The sequence below is a fragment of the Paucibacter sp. KBW04 genome (assembly GCF_003852425.1).
Lineage (GTDB): Bacteria > Pseudomonadota > Gammaproteobacteria > Burkholderiales > Burkholderiaceae_C > Paucibacter_A.
This window is the reverse complement of sequence record NZ_QAJN01000008.1, coordinates 227,360-244,597: the sequence shown is the minus strand read 5'-3', so window position 1 is coordinate 244,597 and position 17,238 is coordinate 227,360. Positions and strand designations below refer to the sequence as shown.

The following is a 17,238-nucleotide window of genomic DNA, read 5'->3' as shown; positions in this document are numbered from 1 at the left end:
TTGATGGCTCACGGTTCTTTGATCGTTGAAATGCGGGCGCTGTTGATCAGCGATGAGTTGCACGCCAGCTCGGCCGTCGGCCGCTGCCTGCAGGCCCTCAGCAAGGCCTTGGCAGAGCGCGACATCGTCGTGCTGGAGGCCGACACGGCCGAGGACGCCAAGGCCTTGATCAGTGCCGACCCCTCCATCCAATGCGTGCTCTTGAGCTGGAATATGGGCCAAGGCGCGGACGCCCACGCCAGCGCGCAGGCGATTCTGCAACTCATTCGCTCGCGCAACAGCCATGTGCCGGTGGTCTTGATGGCGGGCAAGGACGGCCTGCAGCTGAACGCGCAAACCATGCGCCAGATCGACGAGCTGATCTGGTTCCTGGAAGACACCACCGCCTTCATCGCCGGCCGGGTGCTGGCCGCCATCGGCCGCTACCGGGCCGCGATCGCCCCCCCCTTCACCCGCGCCTTGATCGACTTTGCGCGCAAGTACGAATACTCCTGGCACACCCCCGGCCATGCGGGCGGCACGGCCTTCCTGAAGTCGCCGGTAGGGGCGGCCTTTCACGACTACTTTGGTGAAAACCTCTTGCGCTCCGATCTGTCGATTTCGGTCGGCGAGCTGGGCTCCTTGCTGGACCACAGCGGCCCCATCGGCGAGAGCGAAAAGTATTGCGCCAAGATCTTCGGCGGCGACCGCGCCTACTCGGTGACCAATGGCTCGTCCATGTCCAACCGGGTCATCATGATGGCCTCGGTCACCCGGGGCGATTACGCCTTGTGCGACCGCAATGCCCACAAGTCGACCGAGCAGGCCCTGACCATGACGGGCGTGGTGCCCACCTATCTGCGGCCCTCGCGCAACCACCTGGGCATCATCGGCCCCATCCATGCGCAGACGCTCAGCGAGGAGGCGGTGCAAGCCGCCATCCAGGCCAACCCGCTGGCGCAGGACAAGTCACGCAAAGCCATCCACGCCATCGTCACCAACTCGACCTACGACGGCCTGATCTATCTGGTGCCCCGTGTGGTGGAGCTGCTGGACAAGAGCGTGGACCGCATCCATTTCGATGAAGCCTGGTACGGCTATGCGCGCTTCAACCCGCTCTACCGCGACCGCTTCGGCATGTATGGCGAGGCGCGCGACTACCCGCGCGACAAGCCCACCATCTTCACCACCACCTCTACCCACAAGCTGCTGGCCGCGCTCTCGCAGTCCTCCTTGATCAATGTACGTGATGGCCGCAACCCGGTGCCGCATGCGCGTTTCAACGAGTCCTACATGATGCATGCCTCGACCTCGCCGCTGTACGCCATCATCGCGTCCAACGAGGTCTCGGCCGCCATGATGAGCGGTGTGGGCGGCGTGACCATGACCCACGAGGCGATCCAGGAGGCCGTCAATTTCCGCAAGGCCTTGTGGGCGCTGCGCCGCGATGCCCGGCGCTCAGGCGACTGGTTCTTCAGCACCTGGAATGCCGACCAGGTCACCGACCCCGCCAGCGGCAAATGCATGGCCTTCGAGGATGCGCCGACCGAGTTGCTCGTTAACGAACCCAGCTGCTGGGTGCTGCACCCCGGCCAAGCCTGGCACGGCTTTGCCGACATCGAGGACGGCTATTGCATGCTGGACCCGATCAAGGTCTCCATCGTCTCGCCCGGCGTGGCGGAGGACGGCTCCTTCGAGGCCAGCGGCATCCCCGCCATGCTGGTGACGGCCTTCTTGAGCCAGCGCGGCATCCAGGTCGAGAAAACCACCGACTTCACCATTCTGGTGCTGTTCTCGCTCGGTGTCACCCGCGGCAAGTTCGGCACCTTGGTCAATGCCTTGCTGCGCTTCAAGGAAGCCTACGACGCCAACACCCCGGTGGCCGAGGTGCTGTACGCGCCGGGCGAGGCCGTGCCCGAGGCCTATCTGGAAATGGGCCTGAAGGACCTGGCCGCCGCCATGTTCGAGCAGATGCGCAGCAGCGACATCCTGCGCCTGCAGGCCCAGGCCTTCTCCTCCCTGCCGGTGCCGGTGATGACGCCGGCCGATGCCTATTCCAAGCTGGTGCACAACGAGATCGAGGAAGTGGCGGTGGACGATATGGCCGGCCGCGTGCTGGCCAATGCCATCGTGCCCTACCCGCCCGGCATCCCCATGCTGATGCCGGGTGAGTCGGCCGGCGCGGCGGATGGGCCCTACATCGGCTATCTGCGCGGCCTGCAGAACTGGGGCGAGCGCTTCCCCGGCTTTGGGCGTGACACCCACGGAGTCGAAGTCAAAGACGGGCGCTACTTCGTCCAGTGCCTGAAGTGAAAGTGAACCCCTCGCCCAGTCTCGCCACGCTGAACGCGGGCGAAACTGGTCGGTCCCCCGTGGGGACGAGGCCGTCTGCGGCATTGAGCCGCAAACAGCCTCAGGTGGACCGGCTTGGGAGCGGCCCGGCGCTCGGCCCAAACACCTAATGCATGGCTGAGTAAGCCGAAAACCAGAAGGAGGCCGCCATGGCTGACTCCAGCAAGAAGATGAGCCTGATGGGTCTGACGACCCTGGTGGCCGTCAATATGATGGGCTCCGGCATCATCATGCTGCCCGCCAATATGGCGCAGATCGGCGCCGTGTCCCTGCTGTCCTGGGGCATCACGGCCCTGGGCTCCATGGCCATCGCCTACAGCTTTGCCCAGTGCGGCCTGTTCTGCGCCCGCTCGGGCGGCATGTCGGCCTATACCGAGGAGGCCCATGGCCGCTCCGGCTTCTTCATGGCCTCCTTTCTCTACTACCTCTCGCTGGCCATAGGCAATGTGGCCATCGCCATCTCGGCCGTCGGTTACATCACCCCCTTCATCCCTTGGCTGGGCACCGGCGCCACGCCGCTATTCGTGGGCGTCGTCGCTCTGCTATGGCTGACCACGGTGGCCAATTTCGGTGGGCCACGGCTCACCGGCAAGATCGGTGCCGTGACCGTCTGGGGCGTCATCATCCCGGTGGCGGGCCTGTCCCTGATCGGCTGGTTCTGGTTCAAGTCCGCCATCTTCGTCGAGGCCTGGAACCCGCATGGCTCCCCCCTGGGCGAGGCGATTTCCTCCAGCATCCCACTGACGCTCTGGGCCTTTCTTGGCATGGAGTCGGCGGCGGCAAATTCCGATGCGGTGGAGAACCCCAAGCGCAATGTGCCCCTGGCCTGTTTGTTCGGCACCGGCGGCGCGGCCGTGGTCTATATCTTGTCCACCACCGTGATCCAGGGCATCGTGCCCAATGCCGAGCTGGCGCATTCCTCGGCGCCCTTCGCCCTGGTCTACTCCACCATGTTCACGCCCATGGTGGGTAATGTGATCCTGTTCCTGGCGGTGGCGGCTTGCGTGGGTTCGCTATTGGGCTGGCAGTTCACCCTCAGCCAGGTGTCCAAGGCGGCGGCCGATCAACGCATGTTCCCGGCCTTCTTCTCCCGCGTCACCGCCTCGGAGGCGCCCGTCATCGGCATGCTGGTGGCCTGTGTGATCCAGACGCTGATGGCCATGTCCACCATGTCGCCCGATGCGGCCGCGCAGTTCGGCAAGCTGGTCAATCTGGCCGCCGTCACCAATGTGATCCCCTACGTCACCTCGCTCTCGGCCCTGATGATCATCATGCACAAGGCCCGGGTCGAGCCCGGCCTGTTCAAGCGCAATGTGGTGGCCTTGCTGGTCGCCATGGCCTATAGCTTTTACGCCCTCTACGCCTCGGGCAAAGACGCTGTTTTCGGCGGCATGATCGTGATGGCCGTGGGCTATCTGATCTACGGCTTCATCGCCCACCGATTCATGGACGACGCTGCCAAGCCTGTGCAGACCAAGGTCTAAGGGAGGAGAAGAAATGACTAACTCACAAATCACACGGCATTGCTTGCTCGCCCTGGGCCTGCTCAGCAGCCTGGCCCTGCCCGGCCTCGCCAATGCCCAGACCTTGACCCGCGTGGCCAAGACGGGGCAGATCAATCTGGGCTTTATCGATGATGCGGCGCCCATGTCCAGCCGCAACAGCCAGGGCCAGGTACAGGGCTATAGCGCCGAGCTGTGCCAGCCGATTGCCGAGGCCGTCAAGGCCAAGCTGAATCTGGCCAATTTGAACGTCCGCTTTGTGGCGGTCAGCGCCGAGGATGCCATCGACAAAGTGGCCACCGGCAGCATCGATCTGATGTGCACGGCCACGGCCGAAACGCTGAAGCGACGCGAGCGCCTGGCCTACTCCATCCCCGTGCTCAACGGCGGCGTGGGCGTGCTGATCCGGCGTGATGCGCCGCGGGCTTTGAGCGACTTCTTGCAGGGCAAGACCCCCGCGGCAGGCCCGGTCTGGCGCGGCACGATCAATGGCGGCCGGGCCAACTACACCTATGCCGTGCGCGACGCCAGTCTGGCCGAGGACTGGGCCAAGACCCAGACCCGCCGCCTGGGCGTGACGGTGCGCACCGTGCTGGTGAACGAGGACGCCAAGGGCGTGCAGCTGCTGCGCAGCAAACAGGCCGACGCTTTTGTGGGCGAGCGCGTCCTGCTGGAGCAGTACTTGAGCCGCAACAAACTGGAAGGCGAGCTGCTGCTGGTCAAGCGCAGCTTCAACACCGAGCTGCTGGGCCTGGCCCTGGCTCGCAACGACGATGATTTCCGCCTGCTGGTGGACAGCACGCTGAGCAAGCTCTACCAGAGCAAGGAATTCCCTGCCCTCTACGCGCGCTATTTCGGCACCATGGATGCCTCAACCCAGGCGCTGTTCCAGGGCTGGGCCAGACCCTGAGGCCGCGGCAGGCCGGAGGCAGTAAAGTCGCTTGACTGCCTCCACAGGGGCTGATGTTTCAGCCCTGCTTCTCAGCGCCCCACCATGCCCAAAACCTCCCGCCGCGCCTTTGCCGCGCAATCCCTCGCCGCCATGGTGGCGGGGGCCTCGGCCCCTCTTGCTCAAGCCGCCCCGCGCGCCAGCCAGCCGCGCCTGCCCCTGCTACGCCCCAAGCGCCTGCAGCCCGGCGACACGATAGGCCTGATCGCGCCCAGCCACGCCTTTTTTGAACGCGAGCCCTTTGCGCTGGCGATTGAGTCCTTGCAAGCCCTGGGCTTCAAGGTCAAGGAGGGCAAGCATCTGCGCGCCCGCTACGGCCAGTTCGCCGGCACCGACGCCGAGCGCGCCGCCGACATCAATGAATTTTTCGCTGACGACGGTGTGGCAGGCATCCTGGCCCTGCGCGGCGGCTCGGGCTGCAACCGCATCGTCGACAAGCTGGACTACGGCCTGATCCGCGCCAAGCCCAAGTTCTTCGGCGGCTTCTCCGACCTGACCTCGCTGACCAATGCCATCCAGACGCGCACCGGCCTGATCACCTTCCACAGCCCCATGGGCAGCTCGGAGTGGAACGAGTACAGCCTAAGCAGCTTCCGCGCCGTGGTGATGGAGGCGCAGGCCGCGCTGCTGCGTAACCCGCCGCCTGAACGGGGCGACAACGTCATTGCCAAACAAGACCGCATCTGGACCCTGCGCGGCGGCCGCGCACGTGGCCACCTGCTAGGCGGCAATCTCAGTGTGCTGGCATCCATGGCGGGCTCGGCTTACTTCCCCGACTTTCGTGGTGCCGTGCTGTTCCTGGAGGACGTGAACGAGCCCATCTACAAGCTGGACAGCTGCCTCTCCACCCTGCGACTGGCGGGCGCCCTCGACAGCCTAGCCGGCGTAGCCCTGGGCGCGTTCACCAAATGCGAGCCCGGCGAGGGCTTTGGCTCCCTGACCCTGGACGAGGTCTTCGACGACGTCTTCGTCAAGCCGCACAAGATCCCCGTCTACCGGGGCGCCATGTTCGGCCATATCCGCCGCAAGATGACCCTGCCCGTGGGCGCCATGGTCGAGATCGATGCGGACGCGGGCAGCTTGCAAATGCTGGAGCCGGCCGTCGCCTAAATTGCGGCTTTTCCCAAGCGAGTCGGCTGTTTTGCCCTGAATGCCCTTAGCCCAACGAGTTGATTCAGATTCCGTCTAAATTTGGCGTTATCTATCCATCAACTCTTGCTTTGGCACTTCTCGCTCCAATGATCAAAGTCGCGATCGTTTTTCATTCCCCCCAGGGCACAACGGCCCAACTTGCCGAAGCTGTCGCCGAAGGCGTTTCAAGCACCGGACTCGCCGCACCGACATTGATCCCATTGCTGGGGTCTGACATTCTTGAGGGGCGCTACCGCAATGAAGCCAGCCTGGCGGCCGTCGACGCCGCACAAGCGGTCATCTTCGGTGCCCCCACCTTTATGGGCGGCCCTTCCGCGCAGTTCAAGGCCTTTGCCGATGCCAGCAGTGATCGCTGGGACGGCCAACTCTGGCGCAACAAGCTGGCCGCCGGCTTCACCATTGGCAGCAATCTCAATGGCGACCAAGGCAACACCCTTCAGTACTTTGCCATTCTGGCGGCTCAACACGGCATGTTGTGGGCCGGAGTTGACCTGGCCAGCGGATACGATGCGCTAGGTCGAAACAGGCTTGGGGTTCAGCTCGGAGCCTCGGCCCAGACGGAATCCCAGCATCTCCAAACAGCCGACCGAAGCACGGCTCATTACCTGGGTCAACGCGTCGCGAACTTGGCGAATCAAATGGCAAGATAGAAGGTCTCGGCCGAACTCAGTGAGGAGTACTGCAATGTCCACCTTCGTGACCACCCGCGATCTTGCCCATACCCCTGCCGAGGTTTTCAAAGCCTTCGCCGCCCCCGAACGTCTGGCCCGCTGGTGGGGCCCGGCCGGCTTTCGCAATAGCTTTGAGGTCTGCGAATTCAAGCCCGGCGGGGCTTGGCGCTTCGTCATGCACGGGCCGGATGGCAGCGACTACCCCAACACTGCCCGCTTCGCCGAGATCGTGCCCGACCAGAAGGTCGTGATCCGTCACGATTGCGCGCCCTTCTTCACGCTCAGCATCAGCCTAAGTTCTCATGCAAGCGGCACGCGATTGCAGTGGTCCCAGGCCTTTGACGACGCGGCCGTGGCCGAATCCGTGCGCCACATCGTGGTGCCGGCCAATGAGCAGAATCTGGATCGCTTGGCAGCAGAGTTGAAGCAAGCAGCGGGCGGCTGATCACAGAAGCGTGTGCATGCGCGAGAAAGAAGCGAACGGTTCGGCCTCCGCCTTGATCAGCCAGAGGTTTGCCGAGCTCGGCGATTGGCGCGCTGCCACCCTCAGCCGCATCCGCGCACTGGTCATGGAAGCCGATCCCGAGATCGACGCAAGGCGGAAGAACTGGGCCACGGCGCTTCAGTCGGGTGCGGCAGTCGCCCCTGCGGCGTAGCCATGGGCTAGACCCAGCGAGGCGCAGCGTCTCTAATCTGGCCCGCAGTTCCGAATGCTGCCAGGCCGTCACGGTAGCCCCCTCACCCGATACCGTGCATGAGTTGAGCGATGCGCAAGTTCACGCTTTTAGTCCTCCTGGCTGCCGCCTTGATCAGGCTTTATGAGTCCCACAAGGGCCGGCAGGAAGTTGCAATCAAGACCAAGGCCGCAGCGGAGGCGATGGCCAGAAACGACGGCGAAGCCTGGGGGCTGCAAGGCCCACCCCGCCGCTCCGAAGCACGCCAAGCCAGGGGCGGCTTTGACTGTGATGGCCGAAGCTATTGCTCGCAGATGCGCTCCTGTGACGAGGCCAAATACTTTCTTCAGTTCTGCCCCGGCGTGAACCTGGACGGCAATAAAAACGGCCTGCCCTGTGAGCAACAATGGTGTTCGCCCTAGGCCAGTTCAGTCCAGGGTCTGTCGATACCTCGCCAGCCCCAGCAGCCCCGCCGCCAGCAAAAAGGCAAGCATGGGCCAGAGCTCGGGCAAGACCTCGGCGGCGCCGCTGCCCTTGAGCATGATGGCGCGCACGATGCGCAGAAAGTGGGTCAGGGGCAGCAGCTCGCCCAAGCTCTGCGCCCAGTCCGGCATGCCGCGAAAGGGGAACATAAAGCCCGACAGCAGCATGGAGGGCAGAAAGAAAAAGAAGGTCATCTGCATGGCCTGCAGCTGGTTGCGGGCCAGGGTGGAGAAGGTGAAACCCACACCCAGATTGGCCAGCATGAAGACGCCGATCATGGCCAGCAGGAGCGTGAGGCTGCCCAGCATGGGCACCTCGAACAAGGCCCAGGCCGCGCCCATGATCACGCCCAGCTGGATATAGCCGATCAAGACGTAAGGCAGGATCTTGCCCAGCATCACCTCCAGCGGCCGCACCGGCGTGGCGAGCAAATTCTCCATCGTGCCGCGCTCGCGCTCGCGGGTCATGGCCAGCGAGGTCAGCATCACCAAGGTCATGGTGAGGATGGTGCCGATCAGGCCGGGAACGATGTTGTAACGCGACAGGCCCTCGGGGTTGTAACGCTTGTGCAGGCGCAGCTCGAAGGGCTGGGGCCGGGGCTGCAGAGGGGCCAGCACGCCGCGCAAATCATGCGTCAGGGCCGTGGCTCCCAGCTGCTGCAGGGCGGCGATGGCATTGCCGCCGGCCGAAGGGTCGGTGGCATCGGCCTGCACCAGGAGCACCGGGCGCTCGCCGCGTATCAGCTCGCGGCTGAAATTGGGCGGCACGACGACGATGAACTGCAGCTCGCCGCGCGCCATCAATTCATCGGCCTCGCGCTCGCTGGCCGGCTGGGCCACGATCTTGAAATAGCCGCTGGTCTGTATGGCCGCCAGCAGGCTGCGGCCCATCACGCCTGTGTCGTGCGAGATCACGGCCGTGGGCAGGCCTTTGGGATCGGTGTTGATGGCGTAGCCGAAGAGGATGAGTTGAATGATCGGCACGCCCACCGCCATGGCGAAGGTGAGCCGGTCGCGCAGCATCTGCTGAAACTCTTTGACGAAGATGGCCCAAACTCTGGCCCAGGCGAATGCTTTGCCACCGGGCGGGCTGCCGCTCATGCCTCGCCCCCGAAATTGTCTTTGGCGCTGGCGATCAGGCTGATGAAGACGTCTTCCAAATTGGCAGCGGCCCGCTCGCAGCGCAGGCCCGGCAGCTGCGACAACAAGGGCACCAGGGCCTGCTGCAACAAGGCCTCGTCCTGACCCGCCACATGCACGGTATTGCCAAAGGCCGCCACGCTCAAGACGCCGGGCGCGGCCTTCAGCGCCGCCAGATGCGGGCCCAGCTTGTCACCTTGCAAAGACCAGACCTGCAAGCGCGAGTCGGCAATGATTTGCGCCTCGGTGCCGCGCGCCAGGATCTTGCCGTAGGCGATATAGACCAGCTCGTGGCAACGCTCGGCCTCGTCCATATAGTGGGTGGAGACCAGTACGGTGATGCCTTCATCGGCCAGGGCATGGATCTCGTCCCAGAACTCGCGCCGCGCCTTGGGGTCCACCCCGGCCGTGGGCTCGTCCAGCAAAAGCAGACGCGGTGAATGCAACAAGCAGGCGGCCAGGGCCAGGCGCTGCTTCCAGCCGCCGGAGAGCGAGCCGGCCAGCTGCTTGGCGCGGCTTTGCAGGCCCAGGCGTTCCAAGGCCTGATCGACGGCGGCGCGGCGTTGCGGCAGCTCGAACAAGCGGGCGATGAAGTCCAGGTTCTCGCGTATGGACAGGTCTTCGTAGAGGCCAAACTTCTGCGTCATATAGCCGACCTGGCGCTTGATGGCCGCGGCCTCCTTGCGGAAGTCCAGGCCCAGGCATTGGCCCTCGCCCGCATCGGGCGTCAGCAGGCCGCAGAGCATGCGAATGGTGGTGGTCTTGCCGCTGCCATTGGGGCCCAGAAAACCGTAGATGCGGCCTCGCTCCACCTGCAGATCGATGGCATCCACCACGGCGCGGCCGCCGTAAATCTTGCTCAGGCCACGTACATCGATGGCCAGCGTCATGGCGTGGGCCCAGGCTTCACGTCCAGAGGCTGGCCAGGGTGCAGGCGCAGCGCATCCTCGGCCTTGTCGGGCCGCGCCTCCAGCATGAACATCAGCTTGGCGCGCTGGGCGTTGGAGTAAATGACCGGAGGCGTGTACTCGGCCTGGGCCGCGATGAACGTGATGCGGGCCGGGATGGGCGCGCCGCAGCCATCGCACTGCAAGGTGACGGCCTGCTGCAGGGCCAAGCCGCCCAGCTGGGCCTCGGGCACGAAGAAGCGCGCCTTGCGATGGCTGGGCGGTAGCAGGACCAGGACCGGCTGACCGGCCGCCACCCATTCGCCGGGGCGGTAAAGCACATCCTCGATGCGGCCGGCCTGGGGCGCCGTCTGCCGGGTCTGGGCCAGCCGCCACTGGCTTTGCGCGCGCGCATCTTCGGCGGCCTGGGCCAGGGCGCGGGCGCTTTGGCGCTCGTCCTCGCGAGCGGGTAGATGTGCCGTCTGCAGCGCGGCCAGCAGCTCGCCCAAGCGGGCTTGGGCTTGGGCCAGCTGCAGCTGGGCGTCTTCCACCGCGGCACGGGCCACAAAGTTTTGCGCCAGCAACTCCTGTTGACGGCGCAGATTGGCCTGGGCCAGGGCCAGCTGGCTGCGCGCCTGGGCAACTTGGGCCTGGTTGATGGCCAGCTCGGGCGGGCGCCTGCCCTTGTCGGCATTGGCGGCCTGGGCGCGGGCGCTGCCCACCCGTGCCTGAGCCTCGGCATCGGCGGCCCGCTCCAGGCTGCCTTCCAGTGCGAACAAGAGTTGATTCGCCTGCACCTGATCGCCCGCCTGCACCGCCATCTCGGCGAGGCGGCCGGCCACGGGCGCGGCCAGATACAGAGGTTCGGCCTCGGCATAGCCGGCCCAGGCGGTGGGCGGCTTGGGTTGGCAAGCACTCAGGCCGGCCAGCAGCGCCAGCGCCAATGCGCCGACAAGATGGCGCTTGAATAACAAGTTATGCATTGACTTCATTGCGCAGCGATCCAAGCCTGAACCTTTTGCTCCAACACATCCAGCGGCACGGCGCCGCCGTCCAGAATCATGTCGTGAAAGGCGCGGATATCGAAGCGCTGGCCCAGCTTCTGTTCGGCCTGGGCCCGCAAGGCCAGAATGCGCAGCTGGCCGATCTTGTAAGCCAGGGCCTGGCCGGGCCAGCCGATGTAGCGGTCCACCTCGTTGACGATGTCCACCTCGGTCTTGGCGGCGTTGGCGCGGAAGTAATCAATCGCCTGTTCGCGCGTCCAGCGCTTGGCATGCAAGCCGGTGTCCACCACCAGGCGCACGGCCCGCCACATATCGTAGGTGAGCTGGCCGAAGTGCGAGTAGGGGTCGCGGTAGAGGCCCAGTTCAAAGCCCAGGGTCTCAGCATACAGGGCCCAGCCTTCGATGTAAGCGTTGTAGCCGGCAAAACGGCGGAAGGCGGGCAGCTCGCCCTGCTCCTGTGCCAAGGCGATTTGCAAGTGGTGGCCGGGCACGGCCTCGTGGGTGGTCAAGACCTCGATCTCGTAAATGGGCCGCATCTCGGGCCGGTAGAGATTGACGTAGTAAAAGCCGGCCCGCCGCCCATCGCTGGAGGGGCCGCTGTAATAGGCCGCCGTGGTATTGGGCGCGCTGGTCATCGGGATGGCGCGCACCCCGTAAGGCGTGCGTGGCAGCTTGCCGAAGAGGCGGGGCAGTTCGGGCTCGATCCGCTTGGCCGCCTGGACGTAGGCGGCGAACAAGGCCTCGGACGTGGGGTGATAGAACTTGGGGTCACGGCGCAGCTGCTCGAAGAACTGCTCGCGCGTGCCCTGAAAGCCCAGGCGCTGCATCAGGGCTTGCATCTCGCCCTGGATGCGGGCCACCTCCTGCAGGCCGATCTGGTGGATTTGCTCGGCCGTCAGCGTGGTCGTCGTGTGCTGGGCGATGCGGTTTTGGTAGTAAGCCGCGCCATCGGGGCTGTCCCAGATGCCCACCGTCTCGCGGCAGGCGGGCAGGTAGTCGGTCTCGAAAAAGCGCCTGAACTCGCGGTAGGCCGGCACGATGTCTTGCTGGATCAGCCGCTGAGCCTGGGCCTGCAAACGGCTCACTTCGGCGGGCGGGATCTGCGCCGGCATTCTGGCAAAGGCGCTGTAGAAGGGGCTGGCCTGGGGTGCATCCACCAGCTGCTGATCCAGCTGGGGCAGCACCCGCTGCATCAGCAGTCGTGGCTGGGTGCGGCCGGACTTGGCGGCCTCGGCCAGCAGGGCCGCGTACTGCTTCAGATAGGCCGGCAGACCGGCCATGCGCCGCAGCCAGACCTCGTAGTCCGCCACGCTGTTGAAGGGCATGATTTCGGCCAACTCATTGGCCGACTGCGGGCCTTCGCGCGCCGTCATCGCATAGGCTTGCGGCTGGAAGGGGGCGACGGCCAGGCGGTCCTGCAAGTCGCGGCGGAACAGGCGCAGATTGAGCTGCTCAGCGACGGGCAGGTCTTGCGCGGCAAAGGACTCCAGGCGCGCCAGTGTTTCGCGGGTAGCCGCCAGCTCGCGCGCCCGCGCGGCAGGGCTGAGGTCGGGCCAGAGGGCGTTGTAGCGGGTGTCGCCGATATAGCTGGCGGACAAGGGGTTGGCGGCCAGCTGGGCTTGCCAATCGGCCTCGAACAAAGCGTGCAAGGCCTTGACCGTCTCGGGCGCACTGGGCGCAGCCTGCGCCGGCGCCACGGCGCTCAGCAGCGTGACCAACAACAAAGGCAGGGCCGCGACAAGCAGCGAGGGTCTGAGGCGAGGGCTTCGCAAGGGCAGCATGGCAAGACTCCGAGTCGGAACACGGGAAGCAGCACGCCCCCATCATCGCCCATGAATTACTGGCGGCTGATCCACTCCACCGCGGCGTCCAGCACCGGCCGGCCTTTGGCGGGGGCTTGCTCGTCGTTGATGATGGCCACCAGCACCCAGGGCTTGTTGCGGCTGTCTTGCACATAGCCGGCCAGGGCCACGACATTGCGCAAGGTGCCGGTCTTGAGCCGCGCCCGCCCCTCGGCCGGGCCGCCTTTGAGACGACGGCTGAGGGTGCCGTCCACCCCGGCTATGGGCAGGCTGTCCAGCAGCTCGGGGGCTTGGCGCCCCTCCCAGGCCAGGGCCAGCAGATCGGCCAGCTGGGCGGGCTTGATGCGCTCCGAGCGCGAGAGGCCGGAGCCGTTGTCCATCACCAGGCCTTGGGCGTCCAGGCCTTTCTCGGCGAACCAGCGCTGCACCAGGCGTGCGGCGGCGGCCTGGGTTTCTTCCTCGGGCCCGGCCACCGTGCTGCCCAGCTTCAGAAAGACCAGGCGGGTCAGGGCATTGTCGGAGCGCTTCATCGCGCCCCGCATCACCTCGGCCAGGGGCCGGCCCAGATGGCTGGCCACGACACGGGCGCCCGCCGGGGTGGCGGCCTCCACGCTTGGCCCGCTGAGCGTGCCGCCCAGCTCCTGCCAGATCTGGCGCAGGGCTTGCTCGGTCAGCCACTGGCGGTCGAGCAGGTTCAGGGCCTGGGTTTGGCGGCAGTCGCGCGGGAAGCTGCCTTGCAGCTGGACCCACTGTTCAACGCCGCCCGAAAGAGGCGTCACCAAGGGCGGCCGCCAGTCATCCCCCCAGTCCTTGCAGGCCTTGTCGTTCAAGCCCATGGCCTGGGTGTCGAAGCGCAGGCCCGGCCAGGCCGGGCTGGCGCGCACATGCACAGGGCCGCTGCCCTCGCGGCTGAGCTCGTAGCTGAGCAGGCCGCCGTTCAGCATCAAGGCATCGGGGATGACGTTGTAGGGGAACTCGGGCGCTTCATCGAAGGGCGGCGCGTTCAGCTCCGGCCGGGCCGGGCGAAACAGCGTGCGGTCCACCACCAGGCCGCCGCGGATCTCGCGCACACCCTGCTCGCGCAGCTGGCGCAGCATCAGCCACAGCGCGCCCCAGTCCAGATCGGTGTCGGCGCCGCCGCGCAGATAAAGCGCACCCGGCAGCACATCGCCCTGCAGCGGCGTGTCCACCAGCAGATCGCTGCGGCCGCGTGAGTTGGCGCCCAGGCGGTCCAGGGCCACGATGGCCGTCACCAGCTTCATGGCCGAGCCCGGCTGCATGGGCGTCTCGGCCTGCACCCGCCAGCCAGCGCTGCGGTCCGCCAAGGGGAAGGCGACCAGGCCCAGGGCCTGCTCGGGCAGCTTGACCCGCTGCAGGGCGCTGCTCAGCTCGGGTGGCAAGCTCGTCCTGGGGCCGAGCTGGGCACAGGCACTCAGGCCCAGAGCGAGGAGCAAACCGGCACAGCGGGTGAGCAGCGGCAGAGCGCGGGGGCGTTGAGAGGCTGGGGCGTGCATATCGGTCGGGGCTGGAAGGCAAGCCCGCACTTTAGGGCCAGCGCGGGATTGGGGCCGCTGCTGCATCACTTTGCGCATAGCGCCCAATTGCAGGTTTCACAGACCCGCGCATCACCGCAGGTTATGCGAGAGCGACAAGCATTCATTGCGCTTGACGCAACAACTACGGTGCCGCCCTAGTGCGGGCGGCCGCGGCTTGCCGCCATCATCGGCCTCATTGCCGCGCCCCCCGCGTCCACCCCAAGGAGAAGATCGTGCCCTTGCAGATGAAGTTGTCCCCCCTCGCCCAGGGTCTGGCCCTGACCGGGCTGTTTGCCCAGCTGGCTCTGGCCGCCTCCCTGGCCCAGGCTCAGGCCGCCCCTCCGGCGACCAAGATCGAACGGGTGGAGGTGACGGGCTCCAGCATCAAACGACTCAAGGACGAGGGAGCCTTGCCGGTGCAGGTGATCACGGCCGATGAGCTCAGCCGCCAAGGCATTCAGACCGCCGAACAAATGCTCAGCCAGCTGGGCATCAACGCGGCCGGCGCCGACAACGCGACCTCCAACAACAATGTCTTTGGCGCCGACACCGACCGGCTCACCGGCGGCTCCAGCAATGCCAATCTGCGCGGCCTGGGCGCTGGCAGCACCTTGGTGCTCTTGAACGGCCGCCGCGTCTCCACCCACGGCATGAGTGGCGGCGCGGTCGACCTCAACGCCATCCCCATGGCGGCCCTGGACCGGGTGGAGATCTTGAAGGACGGCGCCTCCGCCATCTACGGCACCGATGCCATCGGCGGGGTGATCAACTTCATCCTCAAGAAGAATATGCAGGGCCTGAACCTGGGCGTGGACTTCACCAAGCCCCTGGCCGATGGCGGTGGCACGACCCGGCGTGCGGCCATCACCGGCGGCTTCGGCGACCTGGGCAAGGACCGCTTCAATGTGCTGATCAGCGCCACGCTGGACAAGAACGAGATCTTGCGCGGCAGCGATCGCAGCTGGGCCAATGGTTTCCAGCCGGAGCTGGGCCTGTCGCCCAATTCCTCCAGCTCGCCCTTTGCCAATATTCTTAACGGCGCGGGCACGGCCCTGGGCTCGGCCGGCTCCACCGTGGGCAGCAGCGGCGACACGACCAAGTACACCCGCATCAATCTGCTGAGCATCCAGGGCAAGTGCGGCGATGTGGAAGCTGGGGTGCAGTTCCAGCCCCAGCTCTGGAACACCTCGCAGGCCAGCGGCCGCTATCTCTGCAACACCGACTACGGCTCGCAATACATGCTGGCCCCGCCACTGGAGGCCAAGAATCTGGTCGCCCGCGCCTCGTTTGCGCTGAGCGAGAACCACACGGCCTTTGTTGAGTTCACCGGCTCGCGCACCGAGGTGCGCGCCGAACTGACGCCCTCGCAGTTCAGCACCACGGCGGCGGCCGGCAACTTCTACCCGGTGAACGGCCCCTACTATCTGAACCTGAAGAACTACGGCGTCAACGATTTCGACCCGAGCAAGCCCATTTCCTACCGCTGGCGCATGCAGGACTTTGGCAACCGGGTGATCAACAACATCTCCGACAACCAGCGCCTGCTGGTCGGCCTGGACGGCGAGCTGGGCAAGTACTCCTACAAGCTGGGCCTGTCCAGCGCCAAGGCCGAGGGCAAGTCAGAGCTGATCGATGGCTATGCCTACGCCGCCAAGCTCAACGAGGCACTCAAGACCGGCAAGATCAACCCCTGGCTCAAGCCGGGCGAGCAGCAGTCGGCCGAGGCCATGGCCTTGATCGAATCCACCAAGGCGCGGGGCGAGCTGATGGGCGGCAAGACCGGCCTGACGCAGTTTGACGGCGCCCTGTCGGGCGAGTTGTTCAAGCTGCCGGCGGGCATGGTGGAGTTCGCCACCGGCTTCGATCTGCGCCGCGAGACCTATGAATTTGCCATGAGCGAGGGCGGCTTCACCTGCGTCTCCTCCCTGGCAACCACGGTCGCCACCGATGTCTTGCTGTGCCCGGGCAACTCCGCCGTGCCCAAGGTCAGCCGCGATGTGAAGGCCTTGTACGCCGAGCTGGCCGTGCCGGTCTTCAAGGGCTTTGACCTGCAACTGGCCTTGCGCCACGACCGCTACAGCGACTTTGGCGGCAGCACCAATCCCAAGGTGGCCTTCCGTTATCTGCCGACCGAATCGCTGCTGCTGCGCGGCTCGGTGAACACCGGCTTCAAGGCTCCCAGCTTCCAGCAGCTGAGCCCCAATGTGGCCCCGCGCGACTACACAGGCAAATGGTCGGACCCCACCCGCTGCCCCAGCGATCCGACCCAGTGCGACATCATCGGCCTGGACTACACCGACAGCGGCAACCCCAATCTGACGCCCGAGAAGTCCAAGCAGGGCACGATTGGTTTGGTGTTCTCCCCGCTGAAGGACCTCACGTTCAGCGCCGACTACTGGCGCGTCGATCTGGATGACCGCATTCGCAAGCTCACCATCAACGATGTGCTGAACAACTACAGCCTCTTCCCCGAGCGCTTTGTGCGCGACGCCAACGGCAATGTGACACAGGTCAACGCCGGCTGGATCAATGCCGCGGGCAGCTCGACCAGGGGGGTGGACTGGGGCGCCAGCTACCTGCTCAACACCGAGCTGGGCAAATGGCGTGCGGACATCAATGGCACTTATATGATCAGCCACCAGGAACGGGCCATCGAGACCCTGCCCCTGGTGGAGTACGTGGGCCAGTTCGGCACCCGCACCATCTATCTGCGCAACAAGTTCACCGCCAGCCTGAACTGGAGCCGCGGCGACTGGGCCAGCACCTTCACCGGCACCTACAAGTCCGGCTATGTGGATCAGGACATGTCGGCCAAGGGCACGCAGCCCGCCACCGCCAACAAGAATGTGGACAGCTACGCCATCTTCGGCCTCTACGGCAGCTACAGCGGCTTCAAGAACACCAAGCTGACCCTGGGTCTGCGCAACCTCTTCGACAAGCAACCGCCCTTCACCCACCACGATGTGGACGATGTGGTGGGCGCCGGTTGGGACCCGCGCGTGGCCGACCCCTTTGGTCGCACGTTCACCCTGTCGCTGCGCTACGAGTTCAAGTAATCCGCAGCTCACAGCGTCAAAGGGCAGACCCCGAGGGTCTGCCCTTTTCTTTT

At 65.6% G+C, this 17,238-nt stretch carries 14 protein-coding genes; 9 read left to right on the top strand and 5 right to left on the bottom strand.

Features of this window, described 5'->3' with window-relative positions:
- The first annotated feature begins 3 nt into the window (after window positions 1-3).
- From DBR47_RS10800 to DBR47_RS10765, 8 genes are all read left to right on the top strand, one after another.
- Complete coding sequence (locus DBR47_RS10800; RefSeq protein ID WP_231512248.1) at window positions 4-2,292, top strand: Orn/Lys/Arg decarboxylase N-terminal domain-containing protein; 2,289 nt, start codon at window positions 4-6, stop codon at window positions 2,290-2,292.
- 188 nt (window positions 2,293-2,480) lie between these two features.
- Window positions 2,481-3,815 (top strand): putrescine-ornithine antiporter, encoded by a 1,335-nt coding sequence (gene potE, locus DBR47_RS10795; RefSeq protein ID WP_124449792.1) that lies wholly within the window; start codon window positions 2,481-2,483, stop codon window positions 3,813-3,815.
- A 13-nt stretch (window positions 3,816-3,828) separates the two neighbouring features.
- Window positions 3,829-4,743 (top strand): amino acid ABC transporter substrate-binding protein, encoded by a 915-nt coding sequence (locus DBR47_RS10790; RefSeq protein ID WP_124449790.1) that lies wholly within the window; start codon window positions 3,829-3,831, stop codon window positions 4,741-4,743.
- A gap of 84 nt (window positions 4,744-4,827) precedes the next feature.
- Window positions 4,828-5,892 carry an LD-carboxypeptidase gene (locus DBR47_RS10785; RefSeq protein ID WP_124449788.1) on the top strand — a complete coding sequence of 355 codons (1,065 nt, stop codon included), beginning with the start codon at window positions 4,828-4,830 and terminating at the stop codon, window positions 5,890-5,892.
- 59 nt (window positions 5,893-5,951) lie between these two features.
- Window positions 5,952-6,584 carry a flavodoxin family protein gene (locus DBR47_RS10780; RefSeq protein WP_197046996.1) on the top strand — a complete coding sequence of 211 codons (633 nt, stop codon included), beginning with the start codon at window positions 5,952-5,954 and terminating at the stop codon, window positions 6,582-6,584.
- A gap of 34 nt (window positions 6,585-6,618) precedes the next feature.
- Window positions 6,619-7,050: an SRPBCC family protein gene (locus tag DBR47_RS10775; protein ID WP_124449786.1), complete on the top strand. Its 432-nt coding sequence runs from the start codon at window positions 6,619-6,621 to the stop codon at window positions 7,048-7,050.
- 16 nt (window positions 7,051-7,066) lie between these two features.
- The gene (locus DBR47_RS10770; RefSeq protein ID WP_197046995.1) at window positions 7,067-7,261 is read left to right on the top strand and encodes a hypothetical protein; all 195 of its coding nucleotides are present in this window, start codon (window positions 7,067-7,069) and stop codon (window positions 7,259-7,261) included.
- A gap of 110 nt (window positions 7,262-7,371) precedes the next feature.
- Window positions 7,372-7,701, top strand: coding sequence for an excalibur calcium-binding domain-containing protein (locus tag DBR47_RS10765; protein ID WP_124449784.1), 330 nt, complete (start codon window positions 7,372-7,374; stop codon window positions 7,699-7,701).
- Between the two features lie 6 nt (window positions 7,702-7,707).
- On the opposite strand, the gene DBR47_RS10760 is transcribed toward DBR47_RS10765, so the two are convergent.
- Genes DBR47_RS10760 through dacB form a run of 5 tightly spaced genes read right to left on the bottom strand, consistent with a single transcriptional unit; the run spans window position 7,708 to window position 14,108 of the window.
- On the bottom strand, window positions 7,708-8,862 hold the full coding sequence (locus DBR47_RS10760) for an ABC transporter permease (RefSeq protein WP_124449782.1): 1,155 nt from the start codon (window positions 8,860-8,862) through the stop codon (window positions 7,708-7,710).
- Window positions 8,859-9,791, bottom strand: coding sequence for an ABC transporter ATP-binding protein (locus DBR47_RS10755; RefSeq protein ID WP_124449780.1), 933 nt, complete (start codon window positions 9,789-9,791; stop codon window positions 8,859-8,861). Before DBR47_RS10755 ends, DBR47_RS10760 begins: the two co-directional genes overlap by 4 nt.
- Window positions 9,788-10,771 carry an HlyD family secretion protein gene (locus DBR47_RS10750; RefSeq protein WP_197046994.1) on the bottom strand — a complete coding sequence of 328 codons (984 nt, stop codon included), beginning with the start codon at window positions 10,769-10,771 and terminating at the stop codon, window positions 9,788-9,790. Before DBR47_RS10750 ends, DBR47_RS10755 begins: the two co-directional genes overlap by 4 nt.
- A gap of 5 nt (window positions 10,772-10,776) precedes the next feature.
- Window positions 10,777-12,573 carry a DUF885 family protein gene (locus DBR47_RS10745; protein ID WP_124449776.1) on the bottom strand — a complete coding sequence of 599 codons (1,797 nt, stop codon included), beginning with the start codon at window positions 12,571-12,573 and terminating at the stop codon, window positions 10,777-10,779.
- 56 nt (window positions 12,574-12,629) lie between these two features.
- Window positions 12,630-14,108, bottom strand: coding sequence for a D-alanyl-D-alanine carboxypeptidase/D-alanyl-D-alanine-endopeptidase (dacB, locus tag DBR47_RS10740; RefSeq protein ID WP_197046993.1), 1,479 nt, complete (start codon window positions 14,106-14,108; stop codon window positions 12,630-12,632).
- 266 nt (window positions 14,109-14,374) lie between these two features.
- Here dacB and DBR47_RS10735 point away from each other — a divergent pair, with 266 nt between their 5' ends.
- A complete protein-coding gene (locus DBR47_RS10735; RefSeq protein WP_124449772.1) occupies window positions 14,375-17,185 on the top strand; it encodes a TonB-dependent receptor in 2,811 nt (936 codons plus the stop codon).
- Window positions 17,186-17,238: the final 53 nt, after the last annotated feature.